Below are 24324 nucleotides of genomic sequence, written 5' to 3'. Positions count from 1 at the left end.
ACAACGACACGGGGGCCCTGGATGGTTCTGCCGGACGGCGATCTGCCGCGGGAAGCTGTGCGGACGGAAACCGTACGGAGCCCGCCGGCGGACGGGCCGTCGGGCGCGGGGCCGTCAGACCAGGAGCTGGCGGTCGGTCGGCTTGATGGGCCGCGGCAGGTTGGTGCCGCCGGTGAGCCACTGGTCGACCTCGGCCGCGCAGGAGCGGCCTTCGGCGATGGCCCAGACGATGAGGGACTGGCCGCGCCCGGCGTCGCCGGCCACGAAGACGCCGTCGACGTTGGTCGCGTACGCGCCGTCCCGCGCGATGTTGCCGCGCTCGTCCATCGCCAGGCCCATCTGCTCGATCAGGCCGTTGGCCCGGTCGGTGCCGGTGAAGCCCATCGCCAGGAACACATAGTCCGCGGGGATCTCGCGCTCGGAGCCCTCGACCGGCTGGAACCGGCCGTCGACCATGGTCACCTCGACCAGCCGCAGCGCCTTGACCCGGCCGTCCTCGCCGCCCACGAACTCCTGGGTGTTGACGGCGTAGACGCGCTCGCCGCCCTCCTCGTGGGCGCTCGCGACGCGGTAGGTCATCGGGTACGTCGGCCACGGCTGCGAGGCCGGGCGCTCCTCCGGCGGGCGCGGCATGATCTCCAGCTGGGTGACCGAGGCCGCCCCCTGGCGGTGCGCGGTGCCGAGGCAGTCCGCACCGGTGTCGCCGCCGCCGATGATGACGACGTGCTTGCCGGCCACGTCGATGGGCGAGGCGACGAGGTCGCCCTCCTGCACCTTGTTGGCGTACGGGAGGTACTCCATCGCCTGGTGGATGCCGCCCAGCTCGCGCCCGGGGGCGGGCAGTTCGCGCCAGGCGGTGGCCCCGGCGGCGATCACGACCGCGTCGTACCGGCGGCGCAGCTTGCCGGCGTCGACGTCGGTACCGATCTGCATGCCGGTGTAGAACTTGGTGCCCTCCGCGCGCATCTGCTCGATGCGGCGGTTGATGTGGCGCTTCTCCATCTTGAACTCGGGGATGCCGTAGCGCAGCAGGCCGCCGATGCGGTCGGCGCGCTCGTAGACCGCGACGGTGTGGCCGGCCCGGGTGAGCTGCTGGGCGGCGGCCAGGCCGGCGGGGCCGGAGCCGATGACGGCGACGGTCTTGCCGGAGAGGCGCTCGGGCGGCTGGGCGGCGACGTTGCCGTCGTCCCAGGCCCGGTCGATGATCGACACCTCGACGTTCTTGATGGTGACGGCCGGCTGGTTGATGCCGAGCACGCACGCGGCTTCGCAGGGTGCCGGGCACAGGCGCCCGGTGAACTCGGGGAAGTTGTTGGTGGCGTGGAGGCGCTCGGCGGCGCCCTCCCAGTCCTCGCGCCAGACCAGGTCGTTCCACTCGGGGATGAGGTTCCCGAGCGGGCAGCCGTTGTGGCAGAAGGGGATGCCGCAGTCCATGCAGCGTCCGGCCTGCTCGGTGATGATGGGGAGCAGGGTGCGCTCCTCGTACACCTCCTTCCAGTCCCGGATGCGCACGTCGACGGGACGGCGCGTGCCGTGCTGCTGGGGGGTGGTGAGGAATCCCTTCGGGTCAGCCATGTGCCGCCTCCATCATCTTCTGGACGGTCTCGGACTCCGTGAGTCCGGCCTGCTCGGCGGCGTCCTTGGCGGCGAGCACTGCCTTGTAGTCCCTCGGCATGATCTTGCCGAAGCGCCGGGACGCGGTGTCCCAGTCGACGAGGAGGGATTCCGCGACCGCGGAGCCCGTCTCCTCGAAATGGCGCCGCACAACGCCGTGCAGCTCCAGGAGGTCGGCCTCGGAGGGGGTCTCGATGCCGGCCAGCTCGGTGTTGACGTTGGCCGGGTCGAGGTCGAGGAGGTACGCGACGCCGCCGGACATGCCGGCCGCGAAGTTGCGGCCGGTGGGGCCGAGCACGACGGCGCGGCCGCCGGTCATGTACTCGCAGCCGTGGTCGCCCACGCCTTCCGCGACGACGGTGGCGCCGGAGTTGCGGACGCAGAAGCGCTCGCCGACCCGGCCGCGCAGCAGGATCTCGCCGCCGGTCGCGCCGTACGCGATGGTGTTGCCGGCGATGACGTTGTCCTCGGCGGCGAACGGCGCGGTGCGGGCGGGCCGCACGATGATGCGGCCGCCGGACAGGCCCTTGCCGACGTAGTCGTTGCCGTCGCCTTCGAGGCGCAGCGTGATGCCGCGCGGGACGAAGGCGCCGAACGACTGGCCCGCGGAGCCGGTCAGGGTGATGTCGATGGTGTCGTCGGGGAGGCCGTCGCCGCGGTACCGCTTGGTGACCTCGTGGCCGAGCATCGTGCCGACCGTGCGGTTGATGTTCTGCACGGGGAGCTGGATGCGGACCGGCTCGGCCTTCTCCAGGGCGTCGGCGGCCAGTGCGATGAGCTGGTTGTCGAGTGCCTTGGTGAGGCCGTGGTCCTGTGCGGTGGTGCAGGTGAGTGCGGCACCCTCGGGCAGGGCGGGCACGTGGAAGAGCGGCGCCAGGTCGAGGCCGGCGGCCTTCCAGTGGTCGACGGCGGCGGTGGTGTCGAGGAGTTCGGCGTGGCCGATCGCCTCGTCCAGGCTGCGGAAGCCCAGGGCCGCGAGGTGTTCGCGGACTTCCTCGGCGATGAACTCGAAGAAGTTGACGACGTATTCGGCCTTGCCGGAGAACCGCGAACGCAGTTCGGGGTTCTGGGTGGCGACGCCGACCGGGCAGGTGTCGAGGTGGCAGACGCGCATCATGATGCAGCCGGACACGACGAGCGGCGCGGTGGCGAAGCCGTACTCCTCGGCGCCCAGGAGCGCGGCGATGACGACGTCGCGGCCGGTCTTGAGCTGGCCGTCGGTCTGGACGACGATGCGGTCGCGCAGGCCGTTGAGGAGCAGCGTCTGCTGGGTCTCGGCGAGGCCGAGCTCCCAGGGGCCGCCGGCGTGCTTGAGGGAGGTCAGCGGCGAGGCGCCGGTGCCGCCGTCGTGGCCGGAGATGAGGACGACGTCCGCGTGGGCCTTGCTGACGCCGGCCGCGACCGTTCCGACGCCGACCTCGGCGACGAGCTTCACGTGGATGCGCGCCTGCGGGTTGGCGTTCTTCAGGTCGTGGATGAGCTGGGCGAGGTCCTCGATGGAGTAGATGTCGTGGTGCGGCGGGGGCGAGATGAGGCCGACGCCGGGGGTGGAGTGCCGGGTCTTGGCGACCCACGGGTAGACCTTGTGGCCGGGCAGCTGGCCGCCCTCGCCGGGCTTGGCGCCCTGGGCCATCTTGATCTGGATGTCGTCGGCGTTGACGAGGTACTCGGAGGTGACGCCGAAGCGGCCGGAGGCGACCTGCTTGATCGCCGAGCGGCGCTCGGGGTCGTACAGGCGCTCGGCGTCCTCGCCGCCTTCGCCGGTGTTGGACTTGCCGCCGAGGCGGTTCATCGCGATGGCGAGGGTCTGGTGCGCCTCCATGGAGATGGAGCCGTACGACATGGCGCCGGTGGAGAACCGCTTGACGATCTCGGCGACGGGCTCGACCTCGTCGACGGAGATCGGGGCGCGCCCGCCGTCCTTGAAGCGGAACAGGCCGCGCAGCGTCATGAGGCGCTCGGACTGCTCGTCGACGCGGGACGTGTACTTCTTGAAGATGTCGTACCGGCGCTCGCGGGTGGAGTGCTGGAGGCGGAAGACGGTCTCCGGGTCGAACAGGTGGGGCTCGCCCTCGCGGCGCCACTGGTACTCGCCGCCGATCTCCAGGCGGCGGTGCGAGGGGGCGATGCCGCTGGGCGGGTACGCCTTGGCGTGCCGCTCGGCGACCTCGCGGGCGAGCACCTCGACGTCGACGCCGCCGAGCTTGCTGGTGGTGCCGGTGAAGTACTCGGCGACGACGCCGTCGGCGAGGCCGATGGCCTCGAAGACCTGGGCGCCGCGGTACGACGACACGGTGGAGATGCCCATCTTGGACATGACCTTCAGGACGCCCTTGCCGAGCGCCTTGATGAGGTTGCGGATCGCCTGCTCGGCCTCGATGTCCTTGAGGAACACGCCTTCGCGGACGAGGTCCTCGACGGTCTCCATGGCGAGGTAGGGGTTGACTGCGGCGGCGCCGTAGCCGATGAGGAGCGCCACGTGGTGCACCTCGCGCACGTCGCCGGCCTCGACGATGAGGCCGACCTGGGTGCGGGTCTTGGTGCGGATCAGGTGGTGGTGCACGGCGCTGGTGAGCAGCAGCGAGGGAATCGGCGCGTTCTCGGCGTCCGAGTGGCGGTCGGACAGCACGATGATGCGGGCGCCGTCCGCTATGGCGGTGGTCGCCTCGGTGCGGATCTCCTCCAGGCGGCGGCGCAGGGCCTCGCCGCCTCCGTCGACCTGGTAGAGGCCGGAGATGGTGGCGGCCTTGAGGCCGGGCATGTCGCCGTCGGCGTTGATGTGGATGAGCTTGGCGAGCTCGTCGTTGTCGATGACCGGGAAGGGCAGCACGACGTTGCGGCACGCGGCCGGGGTGGGGTCGAGCAGGTTGGCCTCGGGGCCGACGAAGCTGCCGAGGGAGGTGACCAGTTCCTCGCGGATGGCGTCCAGCGGCGGGTTGGTGACCTGGGCGAACAGCTGCACGAAGTAGTCGAACAGCAGGCGCGGCTTCTCGGAGAGCGCGGCGATGGGGCTGTCGGTGCCCATGGAGCCGAGCGGTTCGCCGCCGGTGCGGGCCATCGGGGCGAGGATGACGCGGAGTTCTTCCTCGGTGTACCCGAAGGTCTGCTGGCGGCGCGAGACGGAGGCGTGCGTGTGTACGACGTGCTCGCGCTCGGGCAGGTCCTCGAGGTTGATGAGGCCGGCGTGCAGCCAGTCGGCGTACGGGTGTTCGGCGGCCAGCGCGGACTTGATCTCGTCGTCCTCGACGATGCGGTGCGTCGCGGTGTCGACGAGGAACATGCGGCCGGGCTGGAGGCGGCCCTTGCGGACCACCTTGGCGGGGTCGATGTCGAGGACGCCGACCTCGGAGGAGAGCACGACGAGGCCGTCGTCGGTGACCCAGTACCGGGACGGGCGCAGGCCGTTGCGGTCCAGCACGGCGCCGATCTGGGTGCCGTCGGTGAAGGTGACGCACGCGGGGCCGTCCCAGGGCTCCATGACGGTGCCGTGGAAGCGGTAGAAGGCGCGGCGGGCCTCGTCCATGGAGGTGTGGTTCTCCCACGCCTCCGGGATCATCATGAGGACCGCGTGGGGCAGCGTGCGGCCGCCGAGGTGCAGCAGTTCGAGGACCTCGTCGAAGGACGCCGAGTCGGATGCGCCCGGGGTGCAGATCGGGTACAGCCGCGACAGGTCGCCGGGGATGAGGTCGGTCTCGAGCATGGACTCGCGGGCGGCCATCCAGTTGCGGTTGCCCATGACCGTGTTGATCTCGCCGTTGTGCGCGATGAAGCGGTACGGGTGGGCGAGCGGCCACGCCGGGAAGGTGTTGGTGGAGAACCGCGAGTGGATCAGGCCCACGGCGGAGGTGAAGCGTCGGTCGGAGAGGTCCGGGAAGAACGGCTCCAGCTGACCGGTCGTCAGCATGCCCTTGTAGATGAGGGTGCGCGCGGACAGCGAGGCGAAGTAGACCTCGACTTCGCGTTCGGCCCGCTTGCGCAGGCAGAAGGCGAGGCGGTCCAGGGCGATGCCGTCGCGTTCGCCGGTGGCGTCGGCGACGAAGATCTGCGCGAAGCGCGGCATGGTGGCGCGGGCGGTGGCGCCGACCAGCTCGGGGGTGGTCGGCACGTCGCGCCAGCCCAGGACCTTGAGGCCTTCCTCGGCGGCGATGCGCTCGATGGAGGACTTGGCCCGGCCCGCGTGCACGTCGTCGTCGGGGAGGAACGCCATGCCCGCGGCGTAGGCGCCGGCGGCGGGGAGGTCGAAGCCGACCACGGAGCGGAAGAACTCGTCCGGGACCTGGGTGAGGATGCCGGCGCCGTCGCCGGTGTCCGGCTCGGCGCCGGTGGCGCCGCGGTGCTCCATGTTGCGCAGCACGGTCAGGGCCTGCTGGACGATGTCGTGGCTCGGCTCACCGGTGAGCGTGGCGACGAAACCGACACCGCAGGCGTCGTGCTCGTTGCGGGGGTCGTACAGGCCCTGGGCAGCGGGAACCGCGGAAAAAAGGGGGCCCTGAGTGGATGCAGCAGGAGGCATCGGCGCTCCCGTCGTCGTCGTGGCGTGTGGTGCGCAACAGGGACGACGTTGGCCCTCTGCGATTTCGTGCAGGTTACACGATCAGTTGTGGCATCCGGAACACAAGACACCTTTGTCTCGTCATCCGGACACTGTCGGAAAAACCGGGGGCTGTGTCCGGCCCGTCGCCACTGCCGCCTCCGCGCGCTGGGCTCATTCCCGGCCACCCTGTCACCGAAACGGTCGAACAGACGTACGCAAGGTGATCGTTTTGTGCATGCCTTGTGCGCACGCACTTTGATGTCGTGTGCGTTTCGGACCCTTCACGCGCTGTCAGCTGATTGTCAGCCGATGCCGTGGCCGATTGCCATCCCCAGGAGGTACGTCAGGCCGCCGGCCGCGCCGCCGAGCAGCAGTTGGCGGGATCCGCCGAACCACCACGGGCGTCCTGTGACGCGGGAGACGACCGCGCCGGCGGCGAAGAGGCCGACCATCGTCAGGACGAGCGCGGGCCACAGCTCGACGGCGCCCAGCAGGTAGGGCAGGAGCGGCAGCACCGCGCCGATCGCGAAGGCCAGGAACGACGATCCGGCGGCCAGCCAGGGCGACGGCAGGTCGTGCGGGTCGACGCCGAGCTCCTCGCGGGCGTGTATCTCGAGGGCCTGGTCCGGGTCGCGGGAGAGCTGGGTGGCCACCTCGTACGCGAGTTCCTCGTCGAGCCCGCGGGCGATGTACAGCTCGGCCAGCTCGCGCAGTTCGGCTTCCGGCGCGCGGACCAGCTCGCGCCGTTCGACCTCGACCTCGGCCTGGGCCAGTTCGGCCTGCGAGGCGACCGAGGTGTACTCCCCCGCCGCCATCGAGAAGGCGCCGCCGGCCAGGCCCGCGAGGCCGGTGATGGCGATGGTCCTGGCGGACGCGTTGCTGCCCGCCACGCCGGCGATCAGCGCGAAGTTGGAGACCAGGCCGTCCATCGCGCCGAATACCGCGGGGCGTAGCCAGCCGCCCGCGATGTCGCGGTGGCTGTGGTCGATCTCCGGTTCGCCGGCGGCCTTGGCGGCGCCGGGTGCCTTGGCGGCCGTGGCCTTGGCTTCCTCCGACGCGGAGCCGGTCCGTGCGGCGTGCGCCTTCGGGGTAGGAGCGGCCGCCTCGACCTCGCCTATCTCGCCGATGCTGCTCACGTCAGGCCCTCCTCAGGGGTTCCGTCCCCTCGAAGCTACCGCGTGGCACACGGGCCCCACCAGCAAGGCAAGGCTGACCAAACCCGCAGGTCAGAGGGTCGACCGGGTGGCTCAGGAACGCTTCGAGCCGTCCTTGGAACGTTTCCCGGCGGCGGCTTCTTCCCCGTTCGCGGAGGTGTCTTCCTCGGGTGTGCCGGACGTCTCGCCGTCGGCGGGGTCGGAGGAGTCGTCCCGGGGGGAGTCGTCCTCGTCGGCGGCTTCGAAGGAGTCGGCCGTGGGCGATTCGGCCTTGGACGAGTCGCTCTTGGAGATGTCGGCCTTGGAGGAGTCGGCCTTGGCAGAGTCCGCCTTGGTGAAGTCGACCTTCGAGGAGTCCTCGTCGGGCTCGGCGGCCTCGGAGTCGCTGTCGTCGTCGAAGGGCCGGGTGCCCTTGAGGGTCGCGGGATCCTCGCGGCCGGGGTGCTTGCGGGCCGAGATGACCATGTAGGCGACGGCGCCCGCGAAGACCAGGATCGACGTCCAGTTGTTGAGCCGCATGCCGAGGACGTGCTCCGCCTCGTCGATGCGCATGTACTCGATCCAGAACCGGCCGACCGTGTAGCCGGCGACGTACAGCGCGAACGCGCGGCCGTGGCCCAGCGTGAAGCGGCGGTCCGCCCAGAGCACCAGAAGCGCGACGCCGATGCACCACAGGAACTCGTACAGGAACGTCGGGTGGTACGTGCCCGCGACGCCGTCCGGGCTGTGGTCGGCGTCGATCTTCAGCGCCCACGGGACGTCGGTGGCCTTGCCGTACAGCTCCTGGTTGAACCAGTTGCCCCAGCGGCCGACCGCCTGCGCGAGCACGATGCCGGGGGCCAGCGCGTCGGCCAGGGCCGGCAGCGGGATGCCCCGGCGGCGGCAGCCGATCCACGCGCCGACGCCGCCGAGGAAGATGGCGCCCCAGATGCCCAGGCCGCCCTTCCAGATGGCGAACGCCTGCATCGGGTCGCCGTCCGAACCGAAGTACGGCCCGGGTGTGGTGATCACGTGGTAGATGCGGCCGCCGATGAGGCCGAACGGCACCATCCACACCGCGATGTCCATCACGGTGCCGGGCCGGCCGCCGCGGGCGATCCAGCGGCGTTCACCGAGCCAGATGGCCAGGATCACGCCGAGGATGATGCAGAGCGCGTACCCGCGCAGCGGCAGCGGGCCGAGGTCGACGACGCCCTTGGACGGGCTGGGAATGTATGCGAGATCCATGGCAGGGATGACGCTACCCTGCCGCCCGCGCCACGGCTGCACCTGTGCCCTTGTGAACACGGATGCGCGGGGCCGCGGCGCGGGCGGCCGGGGTCGCGGCTACTTCGGCATCGTGGCGATGATCTGCTCGATCTGCGCCTTGAACGCCTCCGGGCTCATGATCGCGTTGCCCTCGGTGTACTTCAGCTTCTGGTTGTTCATGGCCAGCGTGGGCGTACCGGTGACCTGTTCGGTCCCGACCTTGGCGTTGTTGAAGTCCTCCTGGGACTGCTTCACCCAGGGCGCGTACGCGAGGTCGTTGACGCACTGGTCGAACGCCGGACTGCGCAGGCCGTCCACCTTGCTCGCGAGGTCGAGCAGGTAGGAGTTCTTGCCGAACTTGTCGCTGCTCTCGTCGGGCTGGTTCGCGTACAGGACGTCGTGGTACGCCTTGAACTTGCCGGCGTCCTGCGCGCACGCGGCGGCGTTGGCCGCGTACTTGGACCCGTTGCCGCCGAGGTTGCGGTCCAGGAACGACGCGATGTGGAACTCCAGGCGGATGGTTCCGGCGTCGGCGAGCTGCTGGATGGTCGCGCCGAGTTTGGTCTCGACCTGCTCGCAGATCGGGCAGCGGAAGTCCTCGTAGATGGTGAGGACCGGGGCATTGGGGTTGCTGCCGTACGGCACGACGGTGCCGGTGACGCCCGCGGGCTGCTTGAGCGGCTGGTCCGCGACCGAGGCCCAGTTGGACTCGTTCTTGTCCGACTTGTTGTTGCCGACGATGATCCCGATGCCGGCCGCGACGGCGAGGACCGCGACGACCGACCCGCCGATGATGAGGGCACGCTTGCGCTTGTCCGCCTGTTGCTGGCGGGCCCGCTCCGCCTGCATACGCTCGCGGGCGGTGCGCTTGCCGTCGTCGTTCTTCTTGCTCATGTCCTCAGGTCACCGTCTATCTGTCGGTCGGATCTCGGTCTTAGGCATGAAATGTCGGGCGGTCGATGGGCCGGCGGGTCCCTTGTCCAGTTGGTCGGACGCGGGTGCCGGGGAGTTCCCGCGGATTCGGCGGGACCCCGGGTGCCGGGTCAGTCCTCGTCGGTGTCGGTGTCGTCGTCGGCCGGGTCGTCTATGGCCAGCCACGAGTCCGCCGAGAGGCGCGTGCGCGGGAACAGCAGGAGCCACACGGCCGGGACCATGAAGGCCAGGTCGCGCAGGATCTCCTGGAGGTACTTGGTCTGGTCGGGCGCGATCGGTCCGCCGCCGCCGAAGCAGCCGCAGTCGATGGCCAGGCCGCGGGCCCACGCCTGGGCGATGCCGGCGATGAACACCAGCAGCAGGACCGCTGAGATGCCCGCCACGATGCGGGTGCCGAGGCCGATGACCAGGAGGGCGGCGAGGCCCAGTTCCAGGTAGGGCAGGGCGTACCCGATCGGCTCGACGAGGCTCTCGGGGAGCACGTCGAAGGCCCGGACCGCCTGGGCGGCCTGGGCGGGGTTGACGGCCTTCTCCCAGCCGGCCCACGCCCAAACGACGGCCAGGCCGAGGCGGGCGGCGACGCCGATCCACGGGAAGGCGCGCCTGAGGCTTGAGGGACCGCGGGTGGGGCGGTCCACGGCGACGGCCGCGTTCATGGGTCTGACCTCCATCACGGATGGGTGGGGTGCCCTTGTTTAACCGTTTTGGAGGGCCCGAGGTTCCTCGTTCGGAGTAACTCGTTGAGGTCAAACGGCGACGGGCGGCTATCACTCGAAAGCAACAGCCGCCCGCCATGATGCCATCTAGATGGCTATGTCCAAATTTCTGCGGTCCGGATTCCGGGACCGCCGACGTCGGTCAGCGCCCGGCCCGCACACCCTCCGCGAGCTCCGCGGCGAGCGCGCGGACCGCCTCGACCCCGGCTTCGGGTGTCGCGGCGTCCAGGAGCGCGCGGACGAAGGCGGAGCCGACGATCACACCGTCCGCGTACGCCGCGATCTCGGCGGCCTGGGCCGCGTTCGAGACACCGAGGCCGACGCAGATCGGCAGTTCGGTGACCTCGCGGGTGCGCGCGACCAGTTCGGCGGCGCGGTTGCCGACGCTGGTTCGGGTGCCGGTGATGCCCATCGTGGACGCCGCGTAGACGAAGCCGCCGCACACGTCGGTGGTGAGCTTGAGGCGCGCGTCGGTGGACGACGGGGCGACCAGGAAGATCCGGTCGAGCCCGTGCTTGTCGGTGGCGGCGATCCAGTCGGCGGCCTCGTCGGGGATGAGGTCGGGGGTGATCACCCCGGCTCCCCCGGCGGCGGCCAGTTCCTCGGCGAAGCGGTCGACGCCGTACCGCTCGACGGGGTTCCAGTACGTCATGACCAGTGCCGCGGCCCCGGTCTCGGCGACGGCGCGCGCGTTGTCGATGACGTGGTGGGTGTTGACGCCGTTCGCGAGCGCGTGCTCGACGGCGCGCTGGATGACCGGGCCGTCCATCTGCGGGTCGCTGTAGGGCAGGCCGATCTCGATGACGTCGCAGCCGCCGTCGACCATCGCGCGGGCGGCCTCGGCCGAGCCCTCGGCGCTCGGGTATCCGGCGGGCAGGTAGCCGACGAGTGCGGCGCGGTTCTCCGCCCGGGCCGCGGCCAGGACTTCGGTAAGGCGGGTCACTGCTGGTCCTCCTCGCGGACACCGGCGTCGAACAGGTCGAAGTAGCGCGCGGCGGTGTGCATGTCCTTGTCGCCGCGCCCGGACAGGCTGACCAGGATGGTCGCGTCCGGGCCGAGTTCCTTGCCGATCTCGATGGCGCCCGCGAGCGCGTGGGCCGACTCGATGGCCGGGATGATGCCCTCGGTGCGGCACAGCAGGCGGAAGGCCGCCATGGCCGCGTCGTCGTTGACCGGGCGGTACTCGGCGCGGCCGGTGTCGTGCAGCCACGCGTGTTCGGGGCCGACGGCGGGGTAGTCGAGGCCGGCGGAGATGGAGTGGCTCTCGACGGTCTGGCCGTACTCGTCCTGGAGCAGGTACGTGCGGGCACCGTGCAGCACGCCGATGGCACCGCCGGTGATGGACGCCGCGTGGCGGCCGGTCTCGACGCCTTCGCCGCCCGCCTCGAAGCCGTACAGGCGTACGCCTTCGTCGGCGATGAAGGGGTGGAAGATGCCGATCGCGTTGGAGCCGCCGCCGACGCACGCGGCCACCGCGTCGGGGAGCTTGCCGGTGAGGTCGAGGACCTGCTGACGGGCCTCGACGCCGACGATGCGCACGAAGTCGCGGACCATCGCGGGGAACGGGTGCGCGCCGGCGGCGGTGCCGAGCAGGTAGTGCGTCGTGTCGACGTTGGTGACCCAGTCGCGGAGCGCCTCGTTGATGGCGTCCTTGAGGGTGCGGGACCCGATCGTCACGGGGATGACCTCGGCGCCGAGCACGCGCATGCGGGCCACGTTGAGGGCTTGGCGCTGGGTGTCGGCCTCGCCCATGTAGACGACGCATTCGAGGCCGAGGAGCGCGCACGCGGTGGCGGTCGCGACGCCGTGCTGGCCGGCGCCGGTCTCGGCGATGACGCGCGTCTTGCCCATGCGCTTGGTGAGCAGGGCCTGCCCCAGCACGTTGTTGATCTTGTGGGAGCCGGTGTGGTTGAGGTCCTCGCGCTTGAGGATGATGCGGGCGCCGCCGGCGTGCTCGGCGAAGCGCGGGGCCTCGGTGATGATGCTCGGGCGGCCGGCGTAGTCCTTGAGGAGGCCGGTGAACTCGGCCTGGAACTCCGGGTCGGTCTTGGCCTTCTCGTACGCGGCGGTGAGCTGGTCGAGTGCGGCGATCAGCGCCTCGGGCAGGAAGCGGCCGCCGAACACGCCGAAGTGGCCGGACGGATCCGGCTGTGCGGTCTCGTGGGACGTCTCGGTAGACATGGTGGTGATCCTCTTGGGGAGGGATGGCTCGGACGCCGCCGGACACTCGGCGCACCCGGGTGGTGTGCGGCGCGGTCGGGGGGCGGGGCGGTCACCGGTACGGGTGACGGCCGCGGTGGACGGCACTGCTGACGGGGTCAGCGGTGACGCCATCGCCTCCCCTGGACTTGGCCGGGCTCGCAGCCGATCACGAACCGGACCCGCCGGCCGAGCACGCGGCGCGCGGGCGCGCGGCACCCGCGCGGCTTCGCGCCGCGGGCGAGGCGCCCGGCGAGGTCACGGCAGTTCATAGTGGCAGCGTCCTTCGGTTCAGCCGCGTCCGTGGCGCAGCGCGGGGTGCGCGCCGGCGGCGACGAGGTCGGCGACGCTGCTGCGCGGGTCGCGGCCGGTGACCAGGGACTCGCCGACCAGGACCGCGTCGGCGCCGGAGTTGGCGTACGCGATCAGGTCGTGCGGGCCGCGGACGCCGGACTCGGCGATGCGCACGACGGTGTCCGGGATCATCGGGGCGATCCGCGCGAAATTGGCGCGGTCGACCTCGAGGGTCTTGAGGTTGCGCGCGTTGACGCCGATGATCTGGGCGCCGGCCTCGAGCGCGCGCTCGGTCTCCTCCTCGTCGTGCACCTCGACCAGCGGCGTGAGGCCGATGGACTTGGCCCGCTCGATGAGGGAGACCAGGGCGTTCTGGTCGAGCGCGGCGACGATCAGGAGCGCCAGGTCGGCGCCGTGCGCGCGGGCTTCCCAGAGCTGGTAGCTGGTGACGATGAAGTCCTTGCGCAGCACCGGGATGTCGACGCGGGCGCGGACCGCGTCGAGGTCGTCGAGCGAGCCGCCGAAGCGGCGCTGCTCGGTCAGGACGCTGATGACGGCCGCGCCACCCGACTCGTAGTCGGCGGCCAGGCCGGCCGGGTCGGCGATGGCGGCGAGTGCGCCCTTGGACGGGCTGGACCGCTTGACCTCCGCGATGACCGCGACGCCGCCGGCGCGCAGGGCGCCGAGCGCGTCCTTGGCGGGAGGTGCCGCCGCCGCCAGGTCCTTGATTTCATCAAGGGATACGCGGGCCTGTCGCTCGGCGAGGTCGGCGCTCACACCGTCGATGATCTCGTCGAGCACGCTCACGCTTTGCTTCCCCTCGTCACAGGTGACGGACTGGAGTGGTCCGACCGGGTCGCCCCGGGCCGGGCGGCGGACAACGCGTGGCGGTGTCCGATCGTTCCCGGCCCTTCGATGGTATCGGCCTGCCGAAGGGCTCGGCTTCCCGCGTACCTTCGAAGAGGTGGGGGCAGCATACGGCGTCGCACGGAACCCACGTCCCGCAGGTCCACAAGGCGGGCAATCCGGAGCAGATGTGCGGCGCGGGAGCGTGTCCCGGGGGCGTACCGGAGCCGCGGGCCGGGTGGGGCTCAGGGGGCGAGTGCCGCGCCGAAGGGCAGATTGCGCACGACGGTGAAGACCACGATGGCCGCGACGAGCAGGCGTACGAGCCGGGGGTCCGCCGCCGACATGCGCGCCCGGCCGCGCGCCGAACGGACCGTCCAGCGCAGCCAGATGAGGACCAGCAGCGGCACCGTCGCGACGGCGAAGGCGTTGTACGCGAGCGCCTCCGGCACGTCGAGCCGGACCAGCGCGTTGGCGCACCGCAGTCCGCCGCAGCCGGGGCAGTAGGCCCCGGTGAACTTCAGGAACGGGCAGACCGGGTAGTGGCCGGGCTCGTTCGGGTCGACGGCCGCGACGTACGCGCCGACCGCGGCCGCCGCGGCGGCCACCGCTACCGGGCCGGTCATGCGCCGCACGAGGCCGCGCGGCGGCGGGGGCGGGGCGGGATACGCGCCCCATCCGGGGGCGGTGTCGGGCGGCGGGGCGGCGGTCACGCCCTCATCCTGCACCGGCGTGGCGTCGGGCGGGCAGAGGACGGCTCACAGGTCGCCCAGCGTGTCCTTCCACCCGAGGACGAAGACCCCGACCATCCAGGTCGTCCAGAAGACCATGCCGAGCAGGACCGCACCGATCGTCCAGTTGCGGGCCCGCAGCGACGCCTCGCGCGCACCGGCCTGGTCGCCGCGCATCCAGCGCTCGTTGACCGACGTCGCGGCCAGCAGCGCGGGGATCCCGGCCAGGAAGCAGCAGAAGACGGTGGCTATGACGGCCCAGGCCAGGTAGTTGTCCGGCGGCGGGGTGGGGACCGGGCCCTGCGGCGGCATGCCGAATCCGGGCGGCTGCGTCGGGCCCGGGTAGCCGTACGGCGTGGTGGGCGGCAGCGGGGCGGATCCGCCGAACGGCGGCGGCGCCCCCCAGCCGGGGGGCTGCCCGCCGGGAGGCGGCGGGGGCGGATAGCCCTGACTCATGTGCGTGCGATCCCCTTCGCGCCCGCCCGGCCGCCGAACGGCGAAGGCCCCCGGCGCGGATGTCCCGCCGACTCGGCTCCCATATGCGGAGTGCCGACCGGCAGGCCCACAGTATCGACCACATCCAGCCCGCGCGGGGCTCCGGCCACCGCGAAAACGCGCCCGGCCTCCCCTGCGACACCGGGAAGGCGGGGCGCGACGCCCGGAGCCGGGTCAGCGACGCGCGGTCGCGGTACCCATTCCGGCCATGCGCATGGCCTGGCCCGCGATGCAGCCGACGGCGACGACGGCGATGCCGACCCAGAACAGGACGGCGCTGGTGGCGATCAGCGCGACACCCGAGATGGTCGACCCGATCAGCGCGAGGATCGTGAGGGTCCAGGCGGCGGGGGTGTTCCCGTGGTCAACGCCCTGCGACATCGTTGCTCCTTGATCTGTGGTGACGGGCGGCGGGCCCGTGGCGTCCATTGTCCCCATGGCACCGGCCCCTCTTTGACGCGGGGTCGGGCACGACGTGCAACGAGCCCACCCACCCCCAGATGCGGCCCCGCACAGGCGGACCGACGGAGGGACGAGCCGCAACGCGGAGACCTGCGGCAAAGCGACGACCGACCCGCGCGGTGGTCGGCAGGGGACGAGGGTCCCGAAACGGACCCAGGTCCCAACACGGAGCGCCCGCCGAGCCCCGGCCGCGACGCGAAAGCCCGGGTGGAGCGGCGACGATCCGCGCAGGGTCGGCAAGCGACGGCAGGGCGACGGTACGCCGAGGCGGGATCGGTCGGGCGTAGGGGTGACTACAAGTCCCGTCGGCCCGTTGCCGGCGGGATGGGCCGGGTTTGGCGGCGCGGTCTGTGACGCGGCGAGTGGACGTTCCACAGTTCGCTTGATCGCGGTGCCTGGCGTTGGGTGGTTGCCGTCGGCTGCCGGGCGGGCACGCGGTGCCGGGGTGCTTGCGCGTCCTGGCTTGGCGGGGGTTGGTGGGGTCAGTGGGTGGGGTCTTCGCCTCGGTCTAGGGCGTTCCACATTTCGGCGGAGGTAGTCGGGCGCTTGGGGGTGCGTGGGCCGGGGGTCTCGTAGCGGCTGCCCATGCCGGGCCAGGTGCGGCCTCGGGCGATGACGGCGAGGCCGGCGAGGAGGATCAGCACGCCGCCGACGAGGGTCACCCAGGGCCACGCGGTGTGGGTGACGTCGACGGCCCGCACGCCTTCGATCGCGGCCTTGGACGCCGCCTTGGAGTCGAGGGCGGAGCGGTCGCTCGCGCCGGAGGCGGCCGCCGCGGCGATGCCGGCGCCGGCAAGGGCCAGGAGCGCGCCGACGACGACGCGCCAGGCGCCGCGGGTGGCCAGGACGGCGACGGCGGCGGCGAGGGCCAGGAGGGCGAGGGCGGTGGGGAGCTTGGTGACGGCGGAGCCGGTCGCTTCGATCGGGAAGCGGGTGCCGTGCGCGACGGCGGCGCCTTCGGCCCACACGCGGCCGGAGAGCGACAGGACGAGTGCGGCGCCGGCGGCGACGAGCAGGAGTGCGGTGCCCAGTTCGCGGCGGGCCGCCTTGCGCGCGGGGTCGGCCGCGGTCTCGGCGACCTCGGGGGCGGGTGCCGTCGGGCCGTCGGCCGGCTCGGTGGTCGGCTGGGCTGCGGCCGACTGGGCTGCGGCCGGCTGGGCGGGGGGCATGGCGCGCTCCTCGGGAGCAGGGTCGGTCATCGGGCGGGGGCCAGGGCCGCGGCTGTGGCGACGGCCCGCAGGACGGCTGCCGCCTTGTTGCGGCACTCGGTGTCCTCGCCGACCGGGTCGGAGTCGGCGACGACGCCCGCGCCCGCCTGGACGTACGCGACGCCGTCCCGGATGAGCGCGGTGCGGATCGCGATCGCGGTGTCGAGGTCGCCGGCGAAGTCGACGTAGCCGACGCAGCCGCCGTACAGGCCGCGGCGGGTGGGCTCGAACTCCTCGATGATCTCCATGGCGCGCGGCTTGGGTGCGCCGGAGAGGGTGCCCGCGGGGAAGCACGCGGTCAGGACGTCGAGGGCGGTGCGGCCTTGGTCGAGTTCGCCGACGACCGTCGAGACGATGTGCATGACGTGGCTGTAGCGCTCGACGGACATGAAGTCGACGACTTCGACGCTGCCGGGCGCGCACACGCGGCCGAGGTCGTTGCGGCCGAGGTCGACGAGCATCAGGTGTTCGGCGCGTTCCTTGGGGTCGGCGAGGAGTTCGGCGGCGAGTTCGGCGTCCTCCTCGGGGCCCGCGCCGCGGGGGCGGGTGCCGGCGATCGGGTGCAGCATCGCGCGTCCGGAAGTGACCTTGACCAGCGCCTCGGGGCTGGAGCCGACGATGTCGAAGCCGCCTTCGGGGCCGCCGTCGGGGCCGGGCAGGCGGAACAGGTACATGTACGGGCTGGGGTTGCTGGTCCGCAGCACCCGGTAGATGTCGAGCGCGCTCGCCGCGGTCGGCATCTCGAAGCGCTGCGACAGCACGATCTGGAAGGCCTCGCCGGCGCGGATCTCCTCCTTGGCGGCGTCCACCGCCTTGCGGTATTCGGCGCCGCCCCAGGGGCTGGTCCATCTCGGGTCCACGCCGCCCTGGACGTACGACGCGGTCCCCTGCGCGGGCCGGGCGAGGTCGGCGGTCATGGCGTCGAGGCGGGCGACCGCGTCGCGGTAGGCCTCGTCGACGCCCGACTCCAGGCCGTTCCAGTTGATCGCGTTGGCGATGAGCAGGACCGTGCCGTCCGCGTGGTCGAACACCGCGAGGTCGGTGGCCAGCATCATCATCAGCTCGGGTACGCGCAGGTCGTCGCGCGTCAGGGAGGGCAGCCGCTCCAGCCGCCGGACGATGTCGTAGCCGAGGTAGCCGACCATGCCGCCGTGCAGCGGCGGCAGGTCCGGCAGGCCGGGGATGTCGTGCGGCGTGTGCAGCGCCTCGACGGTCGCGCGCAGCACGTCCAGCGGGTCGCCGTCGCGCGGGATGCCGACCGGCGGGTCGCCGAGCCAGCGGGCGGCGCCGGCGGATTCGGTGAGCGTGGCCGCGCTGCGTACGCCGACGAACGAATACCGCGACCAGGTACGCCCGTTCTCCGCGGATTCGAGGAGGAATGTCCCGGGTCGTTCCGCGGCGAGCTTGCGGTAAAGACCCACCGGGGTGTCACCGTCCGCGAGGAAGCGCCGCGTTACGGGGATGACCCGGAGCTCCCGCGCGAGGTCGCGGAAGGCGTCGAGGTCGGGGGTGACGGTGCCGGTGGTCATGGTGCGGGCTCTCCCGGGACGCAGGTGGCGCTCGTACGTGCGGCGGCTGGTGCGGTGAACTGGGCCCGGCAAGGGGCAGAAGCGTGCGCTACGCGGGAGCCGTGACCGGCAGCGCGCCGGCGTCGAAGCAGGTGCGGTCGCCGGTGTGGCAGGCCGCGCCCGCCTGGTCGACCTTGACCAGGACGACGTCGCCGTCGCAGTCCAGCGCCGCGGAGACGACCCGCTGGGTGTGGCCCGACGTGTCGCCCTTGACCCAGTACTCCTTGCGGCTGCGGCTCCAGTAGGTGCAGCGGCCGGTGGTGAGCGTGCGGTGCAGTGCCTCGTCGTCCATCCAGCCGACCATGAGCACTTCGCCGGTGTCGTACTGCTGCGCGACCGCGGCGACGAGGCCGTTGTCGTCGCGCTTAAGCCGGGCCGCGACCGCGGGGTCGAGGTCCGAGGGACGCACCGGGGGCACGGCCGAGGCGGATCCGGACGGTTCGGACGGCGGGTCGGAGGGTGTGGAGGCACCGGTCATCCCGGCATTCTCGCAGACCTGCCGGGCCGATCCCGAGCCGCTACCCGAGCGCTACCCGGGGGGCGTCCCGGCTGCCGTGCGGTGCCCGGCGGTCTCGGATCGGTGTGCGTTGCGGTACCGGCTCGTCACGGGGCTATCACGGCGGGGTGATTAAGGGAACCACCCGTGCGGGAGGTTCACCCGATCAGGCAAGCTTTGCGCATGACGATGCCGCCGCCGCCGGGGCAGGGAGGCTTCCCGCCCGGCTATGGACAACAACCCGATCCGGGTTACCAGAACAATCCCTCCTACCCGGGCAGCTACTCCGGGGGCTCCTACCCCGGGGGTCCCCAGTACCCGAGCGGTCCGCCCACCGGCGGTCCGCAGTACCCCAACGGTCCGACGTACCCCGGGGGCGGGTACGGCGCCGGGGGTCCCGGTGGCCCGGGTGGCTACCCGGGCCCGCCCGGCCCGCCGCCCGGCGGCGGCCGCGGACCGCTGATCCTGACCGTCGTCGGTGCCCTCGTGGTCGTCGGCGGTGTGATCGCCGCACTCGTGTTCCTCCTGGGCGGCGACGACAAGAAGAACAAGACGGCCGCGACGACGTCGCCGCCCGCGCCGTCGACGTCGCAGAGCTCCTCGAAGTCGCCGACGCCGACGGAGACCGAGACGAAGACGTCGCGGCCGCCCACGCCGACGAACACCCGTACCAGCAGCCGTCCGACGGCGAGCCCGACGGGCACCGACGGGGGGACCGTCGAGGACGTTCCGCTCAGCGTCGGCGAGTGCATCAACGTCGATGTCGGGGGCACCGGGGAGATCGACAAGGTCTCCTGCACGACGCCGCACGACATGCAGGTGCTCAAGAACTTCAACCTCACCGGCAGCACCTACCCGACGGACGCGGAGCTCCGCAGCCAGGTCGCGGCGGCCTGCGAGTCGGCGTTCAACTCGGCGGTCTCGAAGGAGCCGAACCCGAACAAGTACACGCTCCAGTACAGCTATCCGCAGGAAGCGAGCTGGGACCGCGGCGACCGCGAGGTCACCTGCCTGGTCCAGGACGTGAACGAGGCCAAGATCACCAAGAAGCTGGGCTGACCCCGCACGGCGGCCGAGCCATGAGTGGACGAAGCGAGGTGGGGGCGTGAGTACTCCGCAGAACCCCGGTTCCGGGTGGCCCCCGGGGCCGCCGCAGGGCGGCGGTTACGGCGGAGCGCCGTACGGCGGGGGTGGCACGGCCGGACCGTACGGGAGCGGAGGCCCGTACGGCGGGGGTTATCCCGGCGGCCCGAGCGGCGGTTACCCCGGCGGCCCGAGCGGCGGCTATCCGGGCGGTCCCGAAGGCCCCTCCGGACCGGGCGGCTTCGGCGGCCCGCCCGGTTACCCGCCCGGTCCGCCGGGCGGCAGCGGAGGCAACAGCGGCAGGATCGTGGCCTGGATCGTGGCGGGCGCGGTCGTGGTGGCCGGCATCGCCATCGCCCTCGTGTTCAGCCTGGGCGGCGACGACAAGGACGACTCCGCGGGCGGCGCGTCCGGCTCCCCGACGAAGTCGTCGGCCTCCGGATCCGCGTCGAAGAGTGCGTCGAAGAGTCCCTCGAAGGACCCTTCCGACGACCCGTCGACCGAGACCCCGAGCGAGACGCCCACCACCCGTACGACGTCCGCCCGGCCGACGACTTCGTCGCCCGCGCCGAACCCCACGGACGACAACACGGTCGACAAGATCACGCTGGTGCCGGGCGACTGCGTGACCTTCCCGGCCGGGACGGGCGAGGTCAAGAAGGTCGACTGCACCACGCCGCACGACGCCGAGCACGTGCGCAACGTGTTCATGCAGGACGGCCCGTGGCCCGGCGACGACGAGGCCGAGCGTCAGGCGGGCGACCTGTGCGACACGGCCATCGCCGGCGTCGTGGCCAAGCAGTCGAACGCGTCCAGCCTCACGTCGGACTTCATTTTCCCGTCCGAGGCAAGCTGGGACGAGGGCGACCGCGAGGTGCAGTGCATGGTGCAACTACGCGGCAGCGGGCAGCTGACCGCACCGCTCACGAAGTGACCGCCGCGGCATCGACAGAACCGGCAAAACCTGTGGGGCCCGGCCGATTCGGCCGGGCCCCACACACGTTCCGGGCGGCGCCCCGGCGGGGAGGCGCCGTCAGGACCCGGCGGGCCGCTGCTGCGCGGTCCACGAGGCGTGCAAGCGGCTGTAGACCCCTCCCGCGCCCGCCAGTTCGTCGTGTCCGCCCCGCTCCACCAGCACGCCCTGGTCGAACACCAGGACCTCGTCGGCCGATTCGGCGGTCGACATGCGGTGCGCGATGAACACCGCGGTACGCCCGCGCGTGAGGCCGTCCAGGGCCCGCTGGATCCGCACCTCGGTCGCCGGGTCCACCGCCGAGGTCGCCTCGTCCAGCACCAGCAGGTCCGGATCGGCGACGTACGCCCGGGCCAGCGCGACCAGTTGGCGCTCCCCCGCGGACAACGACTCGCCGCGCTGCCCGACCGGCGTGTCCAGGCCGAGCGGCAGCCCGCCCAGCCAGTCGCCCAGCCCGAGGTCGCCGAACGCGCCCAGCACCGCCGCGTCGTCGGCGTCGGGCCGCCCGTAGCGCACGTTGTCGCGGATGGTCGCGTCGAAGAGGAACCCGTCCTGCGGCACCATGACCACGCGCGCCCGCAGCGACGCGAACCGCACGTCGGGCAGCGGGATCCCGTCCAGGAGCACACGGCCCTCGTCGGGGTCGACGATGCGGGTCAGCAGCTTGGCGAAGGTCGTCTTGCCGGAGCCGGTCTCGCCGACGACGGCGACGCGGCTGCGCGGTGCGAGGCGCACGTCGACGTCGTGCAGCACGCGCGGGCCGCCCGGGTACGCGTACCCGACATGCTCGAACCGCACCTCGACCGGCCCGCGCGGCAGGTCGGCCCCGCGGTCCCCCGGGTCGGCGATGTCCGGTTCCGCGTCCAGGATCTCCAGGACGCGCCGCCACCCCGCGAGGGCGTTCTGCGCCTCGTTGAGCACCTCGACGCCGAACTGCACGGGCATCACGAACAACGTGACCAGGAACAGGAACGCGACCAGCTCGCCGAGCGTCAACTGACCGTCCACACCCAGGAGTACGCCCACCACGACCACCACGGCGTTGGCCAGGCCCACCGCGACCTCGCCCATCGGGAAGGTCAGCGCGACCAGCGTCTGCGCCCGGGTCTGGGCGGCGCGATGGCCGTCGATCGCCTCGTCGATACGCGCCGCCGTGCGGTCCTCGATGCCGTGCGCGCGCACCACCGCGGCGCCGACGACCGGTTCGGAGATCGCACCCAACATGCGCCCCGCGTGCACACGTACCGAGTCGGCGGCCGCGGCGACGCGCTTCTGGAACGACTTGAGCAGGAAGAACAACGGCGCGAAGCACATCCACACGAGCAGCGTGAGCTGCCACGAGTAGGCCAGCATCAGGGCCGAGACGACCACGAGTTGGCCCGCGCTGATGACGACCATCAGGCCGCCCTGCTGGATGAACCGGGTGATGGTGTCGACGTCTCCGGTCACCCGGGAGACGAGCGAGCCGCGCCGCTCGGTCTGCTGGTGCAGGGTGGACAGGTCGTGCACGTGCCGGAAGGCGCGTACGCGCAGCGTGGCGAGGCCGCGTTCGCTGGCGTTGTACACGCGTACGTTCATGCCGTACGACGCCACCGCCGTCACGATCACCGCGACGGCCGCGCCGGCGACCATCCACCGCACCACGGCGAGGTCCGGGCCGCCGTCCGCGCGCAGGCCGTTGTCGATCGTCTGCTGCACCGCGAGCGGCACCACGATGCGGCCCGCGGTGGCGATCGCCGCGAGGAGGAGGGTGACCGCGATGCCCTGCTTGAACTCGGGCGACAGCGCGAGGCCGCGCCGCAGCACCGCCCAGCCCGACTCGCGCGGCTTGCCGGCGCCGACACCGACGCTCTTGACCTCCGGGGCAGTTGCCGTGCTCATGCCGACACCTCCTCGTCCTCGTCGGCGAGCGCCGCGGCGGCCGCCGCCGCCTGCTCGCGGTCGCGTGCGGCACGCTCGTACGCGTTGACCAGCCGGCGGTAGCCCACCGACGTGTCGATGAGTTCGGCGTGCGGGCCGCGCCCCGCGACCTTGCCGTCCTCGATGTAGACCACTTCGTCGGCGAGCGCGATCGTCGCCTTGCGGTACGCCACCACCACGACCGTCGACGGGCCCGTCCCGCCGTCGCGCAGCCCCGCGAGGATCGCGGCCTCCACGCGCGGGTCCACCGCCGACGTGGCGTCGTCCATGACCAGCAGGCGCGGCCGGCGCACGAGGGCGCGGGCGAGGGCGATGCGCTGGCGCTGGCCCCCGGACAGCGACGTGCCGCGCTCGCCGACCATGGTGTCCAGGCCGTTCCCGAGCCGGTCCACGAACCCGTCGGCCTGCGCGATGCGCAGCGCTTCGTGTACGTCGTCGTCCGAGACGTCCAGGCCCAGCGTGATGTTGTCGCGGATGGTGTCGTCGAACAGGAACGCCTGCTGCGGCACCAGCGCCGCCGCCGAGGCCAGCCCGCCGCGCCGGAAGTCGCGCAGGTCGGTGCCGTCGATCAGGACCTCGCCGCTCGCCGGGTCCACCAGGCGGACCAGGAGTGAGACGAGCGTGGACTTGCCCGATCCGGTGGGGCCGACGACCGCGACGGTGCGGCCGGGCTCGACGTCGAAGGTGACGTCGGAGAGCACGTCGGCGCCGTCAAGGTAGCCGAACCGCACGGCGCGGGCTTGGAGGCCGGCGGGGCCGGTCTTGTCGGCGGCGGAGTCGCCGTACACCGACTCACCCTCGGCGTCGAGGACGTGCCGGACCCGGTCGTAGCCGACGATCGCGCGGGGCATGTCGCCGAGCAGCCAGCCGATCGCCCGTACCGGGAAGGCGAGGAGGGTGAACAGGTAGGCGATCTGCACGAGTTCGCCGGGGTTGAGGTCGCCGTGCGAGATGCGCACGCTGCCGGCGAGCAGGACCATCAGCACGCCGAGGCTCGGCAGTGCCTCCAGGAGCGGGTCGAACACCGCGCGTACCCGGCCCACCGCGACGTTGGCGTCGGCGAGTTCGCGCGAGGTCGCCTCGAAGCGCGCCGCCTCCTCGTCCTCGCGGCCGAGCGTCTTGACGACGAGCGCGCCGTCGAAGGACTCGTGCGCGATGGCGCTCACGTCGGCACGCAGCTCCTGGGCGCGCATCGCGAGCGGGCCTTGGCGGCGCTGGAACATGACGTTGAGGACGAAGATGGCCGGGAAGATCACGAACCCGACCAGGGCCAGCGCCCAGTCCGTGACCAGCATGGAGACCGCCGCGATCACCAGCATGACGACGACGCCGGTGGCCATCGGCAGCGGGGCGATGGGGTACCAGGCGGCCTCGACGTCGGCGTTGGCGTTCGACAGCAGCGCGCCGGTGGGGTGGCGGTGGTGCCAGGCGAGCGGCAGACGCAGGTACTGGCGGGTCACCCGGCGGCGGTACGTCGCCTGGAGCCGGTACTGCATGATCCCGGCCCACAGGCGGCGGCCGACGATGCCGAGCGCCTTGAGGAGGGCGATCCCGAGGACCACGAGGAAGGTCGCGGTCAGCGCGCCGGCGGTGGTGTCGCCGTCGCGGAAGGCGGGGACCACGACCCGGTCGGTGACCTCGCCGAGGGCCAGTGCGGAGGCGACGGTGGTGGCGCCGTAGAGCGCGCTCGCACCGACGGCCGCCGCGAAGACGCGCGGTTCCTCGCGTATCGCGACGGCGAGGACCCGCATGCCCCGTCTCAGGACGTCCTTCTCGTCTGTGTCTTCGCTCGCGCGGTCGGTCACGCGTTCTCTCTTTCGGCGCGGGGGCGATGCGCCCGATGGCCCGCA

Annotated in this window: 20 protein-coding genes; 2 read left to right on the top strand and 18 right to left on the bottom strand. The window is 72.2% G+C overall.

The window, feature by feature from the left end; all coding sequences use genetic code 11:
* Positions 1-114: 114 nt before the first annotated feature.
* The 16 genes from ACWD12_RS29235 to hisI form a co-directional block, all read right to left on the bottom strand.
* Complete coding sequence (locus ACWD12_RS29235; protein WP_450102077.1) at positions 115-1575, bottom strand: glutamate synthase subunit beta; 1461 nt, start codon at positions 1573-1575, stop codon at positions 115-117.
* Positions 1568-6127: a glutamate synthase large subunit gene (gltB, locus tag ACWD12_RS29230; RefSeq protein WP_450102076.1), complete on the bottom strand. Its 4560-nt coding sequence runs from the start codon at positions 6125-6127 to the stop codon at positions 1568-1570. The genes ACWD12_RS29235 and gltB overlap by 8 nt, the downstream gene beginning before the upstream one ends.
* Positions 6128-6450: 323 nt before the next feature.
* On the bottom strand, positions 6451-7137 hold the full coding sequence (locus ACWD12_RS29225) for a VIT1/CCC1 transporter family protein (RefSeq protein WP_358353229.1): 687 nt from the start codon (positions 7135-7137) through the stop codon (positions 6451-6453).
* A gap of 258 nt (positions 7138-7395) precedes the next feature.
* A complete protein-coding gene (lgt, locus tag ACWD12_RS29220; RefSeq protein WP_450102075.1) occupies positions 7396-8529 on the bottom strand; it encodes a prolipoprotein diacylglyceryl transferase in 1134 nt (377 codons plus the stop codon).
* Positions 8530-8628: 99 nt separating this feature from the next.
* Complete coding sequence (locus ACWD12_RS29215) at positions 8629-9444, bottom strand: DsbA family protein (protein ID WP_358353194.1); 816 nt, start codon at positions 9442-9444, stop codon at positions 8629-8631.
* 149 nt (positions 9445-9593) lie between these two features.
* On the bottom strand, positions 9594-10139 hold the full coding sequence (locus ACWD12_RS29210; protein ID WP_358353192.1) for a MauE/DoxX family redox-associated membrane protein: 546 nt from the start codon (positions 10137-10139) through the stop codon (positions 9594-9596).
* Between the two features lie 202 nt (positions 10140-10341).
* Entirely contained in the window at positions 10342-11142 is an 801-nt protein-coding gene (gene trpA, locus ACWD12_RS29205; RefSeq protein WP_450102074.1) for a tryptophan synthase subunit alpha, read from the bottom strand.
* On the bottom strand, positions 11139-12380 hold the full coding sequence (gene trpB / locus ACWD12_RS29200) for a tryptophan synthase subunit beta (protein ID WP_358353188.1): 1242 nt from the start codon (positions 12378-12380) through the stop codon (positions 11139-11141). Before trpB ends, trpA begins: the two co-directional genes overlap by 4 nt.
* 137 nt (positions 12381-12517) lie before the next feature.
* Positions 12518-12670, bottom strand: a complete 153-nt coding sequence (gene trpM / locus ACWD12_RS29195; protein ID WP_435839036.1) for a tryptophan biosynthesis modulator TrpM — start codon at positions 12668-12670, stop codon at positions 12518-12520.
* A 19-nt stretch (positions 12671-12689) separates the two neighbouring features.
* Positions 12690-13499 (bottom strand): indole-3-glycerol phosphate synthase TrpC, encoded by an 810-nt coding sequence (gene trpC / locus ACWD12_RS29190; protein ID WP_358353186.1) that lies wholly within the window; start codon positions 13497-13499, stop codon positions 12690-12692.
* Between the two features lie 284 nt (positions 13500-13783).
* Entirely contained in the window at positions 13784-14251 is a 468-nt protein-coding gene (locus tag ACWD12_RS29185; RefSeq protein WP_450102073.1) for a DUF2752 domain-containing protein, read from the bottom strand.
* A 45-nt stretch (positions 14252-14296) separates the two neighbouring features.
* A complete protein-coding gene (locus tag ACWD12_RS29180; protein ID WP_358353182.1) occupies positions 14297-14725 on the bottom strand; it encodes a CD225/dispanin family protein in 429 nt (142 codons plus the stop codon).
* Between the two features lie 213 nt (positions 14726-14938).
* Positions 14939-15145: an HGxxPAAW family protein gene (locus tag ACWD12_RS29175; RefSeq protein ID WP_358353180.1), complete on the bottom strand. Its 207-nt coding sequence runs from the start codon at positions 15143-15145 to the stop codon at positions 14939-14941.
* A 563-nt stretch (positions 15146-15708) separates the two neighbouring features.
* Positions 15709-16395, bottom strand: coding sequence for a TIGR02234 family membrane protein (locus tag ACWD12_RS29170; RefSeq protein ID WP_358353179.1), 687 nt, complete (start codon positions 16393-16395; stop codon positions 15709-15711).
* Positions 16396-16421: 26 nt separating this feature from the next.
* Complete coding sequence (locus ACWD12_RS29165) at positions 16422-17963, bottom strand: anthranilate synthase component I (protein WP_450102072.1); 1542 nt, start codon at positions 17961-17963, stop codon at positions 16422-16424.
* 88 nt (positions 17964-18051) lie between these two features.
* The gene (gene hisI, locus ACWD12_RS29160) at positions 18052-18480 is read right to left on the bottom strand and encodes a phosphoribosyl-AMP cyclohydrolase (RefSeq protein ID WP_450102071.1); all 429 of its coding nucleotides are present in this window, start codon (positions 18478-18480) and stop codon (positions 18052-18054) included.
* A gap of 201 nt (positions 18481-18681) precedes the next feature.
* On the opposite strand from hisI, the gene ACWD12_RS29155 reads away from it, so the two are divergent.
* Both ACWD12_RS29155 and ACWD12_RS29150 read left to right on the top strand, forming a co-directional pair.
* A complete protein-coding gene (locus ACWD12_RS29155) occupies positions 18682-19557 on the top strand; it encodes a septum formation family protein (protein ID WP_450102070.1) in 876 nt (291 codons plus the stop codon).
* Positions 19558-19603: 46 nt separating this feature from the next.
* On the top strand, positions 19604-20515 hold the full coding sequence (locus ACWD12_RS29150; RefSeq protein WP_450102069.1) for a septum formation family protein: 912 nt from the start codon (positions 19604-19606) through the stop codon (positions 20513-20515).
* 99 nt (positions 20516-20614) lie between these two features.
* Here ACWD12_RS29150 and ACWD12_RS29145 read toward each other — a convergent pair whose 3' ends face one another.
* The gene (locus ACWD12_RS29145; protein ID WP_450102068.1) at positions 20615-22435 is read right to left on the bottom strand and encodes an ABC transporter ATP-binding protein; all 1821 of its coding nucleotides are present in this window, start codon (positions 22433-22435) and stop codon (positions 20615-20617) included.
* Positions 22432-24279, bottom strand: coding sequence for an ABC transporter ATP-binding protein (locus ACWD12_RS29140; protein ID WP_450102067.1), 1848 nt, complete (start codon positions 24277-24279; stop codon positions 22432-22434). The genes ACWD12_RS29145 and ACWD12_RS29140 overlap by 4 nt, the downstream gene beginning before the upstream one ends.
* Between the last annotated feature and the right edge of the window lie 45 nt (positions 24280-24324).

This window comes from Streptodolium elevatio (assembly GCF_053592165.1).
This window is presented reverse-complemented; position numbering and strand designations above follow the sequence as displayed.

What these genes read in the sequence shown, in the direction of transcription:
- ACWD12_RS29235 (WP_450102077.1), bottom strand. Translation starts at nt 1,575, where the DNA reads ATGGCTGACCCGAAGGGATTCCTCACCACCCCCCAGCAGCACGGCACG.
- gltB (WP_450102076.1), bottom strand. Translation starts at nt 6,127, where the DNA reads ATGCCTCCTGCTGCATCCACTCAGGGCCCCCTTTTTTCCGCGGTTCCC.
- lgt (WP_450102075.1), bottom strand. Translation starts at nt 8,529, where the DNA reads ATGGATCTCGCATACATTCCCAGCCCGTCCAAGGGCGTCGTCGACCTC.
- ACWD12_RS29215 (WP_358353194.1), bottom strand. Translation starts at nt 9,444, where the DNA reads ATGAGCAAGAAGAACGACGACGGCAAGCGCACCGCCCGCGAGCGTATG.
- ACWD12_RS29210 (WP_358353192.1), bottom strand. Translation starts at nt 10,139, where the DNA reads ATGAACGCGGCCGTCGCCGTGGACCGCCCCACCCGCGGTCCCTCAAGC.
- trpB (WP_358353188.1), bottom strand. Translation starts at nt 12,380, where the DNA reads ATGTCTACCGAGACGTCCCACGAGACCGCACAGCCGGATCCGTCCGGC.
- trpM (WP_435839036.1), bottom strand. Translation starts at nt 12,670, where the DNA reads ATGAACTGCCGTGACCTCGCCGGGCGCCTCGCCCGCGGCGCGAAGCCG.
- ACWD12_RS29180 (WP_358353182.1), bottom strand. Translation starts at nt 14,725, where the DNA reads ATGAGTCAGGGCTATCCGCCCCCGCCGCCTCCCGGCGGGCAGCCCCCC.
- ACWD12_RS29175 (WP_358353180.1), bottom strand. Translation starts at nt 15,145, where the DNA reads ATGTCGCAGGGCGTTGACCACGGGAACACCCCCGCCGCCTGGACCCTC.
- ACWD12_RS29170 (WP_358353179.1), bottom strand. Translation starts at nt 16,395, where the DNA reads ATGCCCCCCGCCCAGCCGGCCGCAGCCCAGTCGGCCGCAGCCCAGCCG.
- ACWD12_RS29165 (WP_450102072.1), bottom strand. Translation starts at nt 17,963, where the DNA reads ATGACCACCGGCACCGTCACCCCCGACCTCGACGCCTTCCGCGACCTC.
- hisI (WP_450102071.1), bottom strand. Translation starts at nt 18,480, where the DNA reads ATGACCGGTGCCTCCACACCCTCCGACCCGCCGTCCGAACCGTCCGGA.
- ACWD12_RS29155 (WP_450102070.1), top strand. Translation starts at nt 18,682, where the DNA reads ATGACGATGCCGCCGCCGCCGGGGCAGGGAGGCTTCCCGCCCGGCTAT.
- ACWD12_RS29145 (WP_450102068.1), bottom strand. Translation starts at nt 22,435, where the DNA reads ATGAGCACGGCAACTGCCCCGGAGGTCAAGAGCGTCGGTGTCGGCGCC.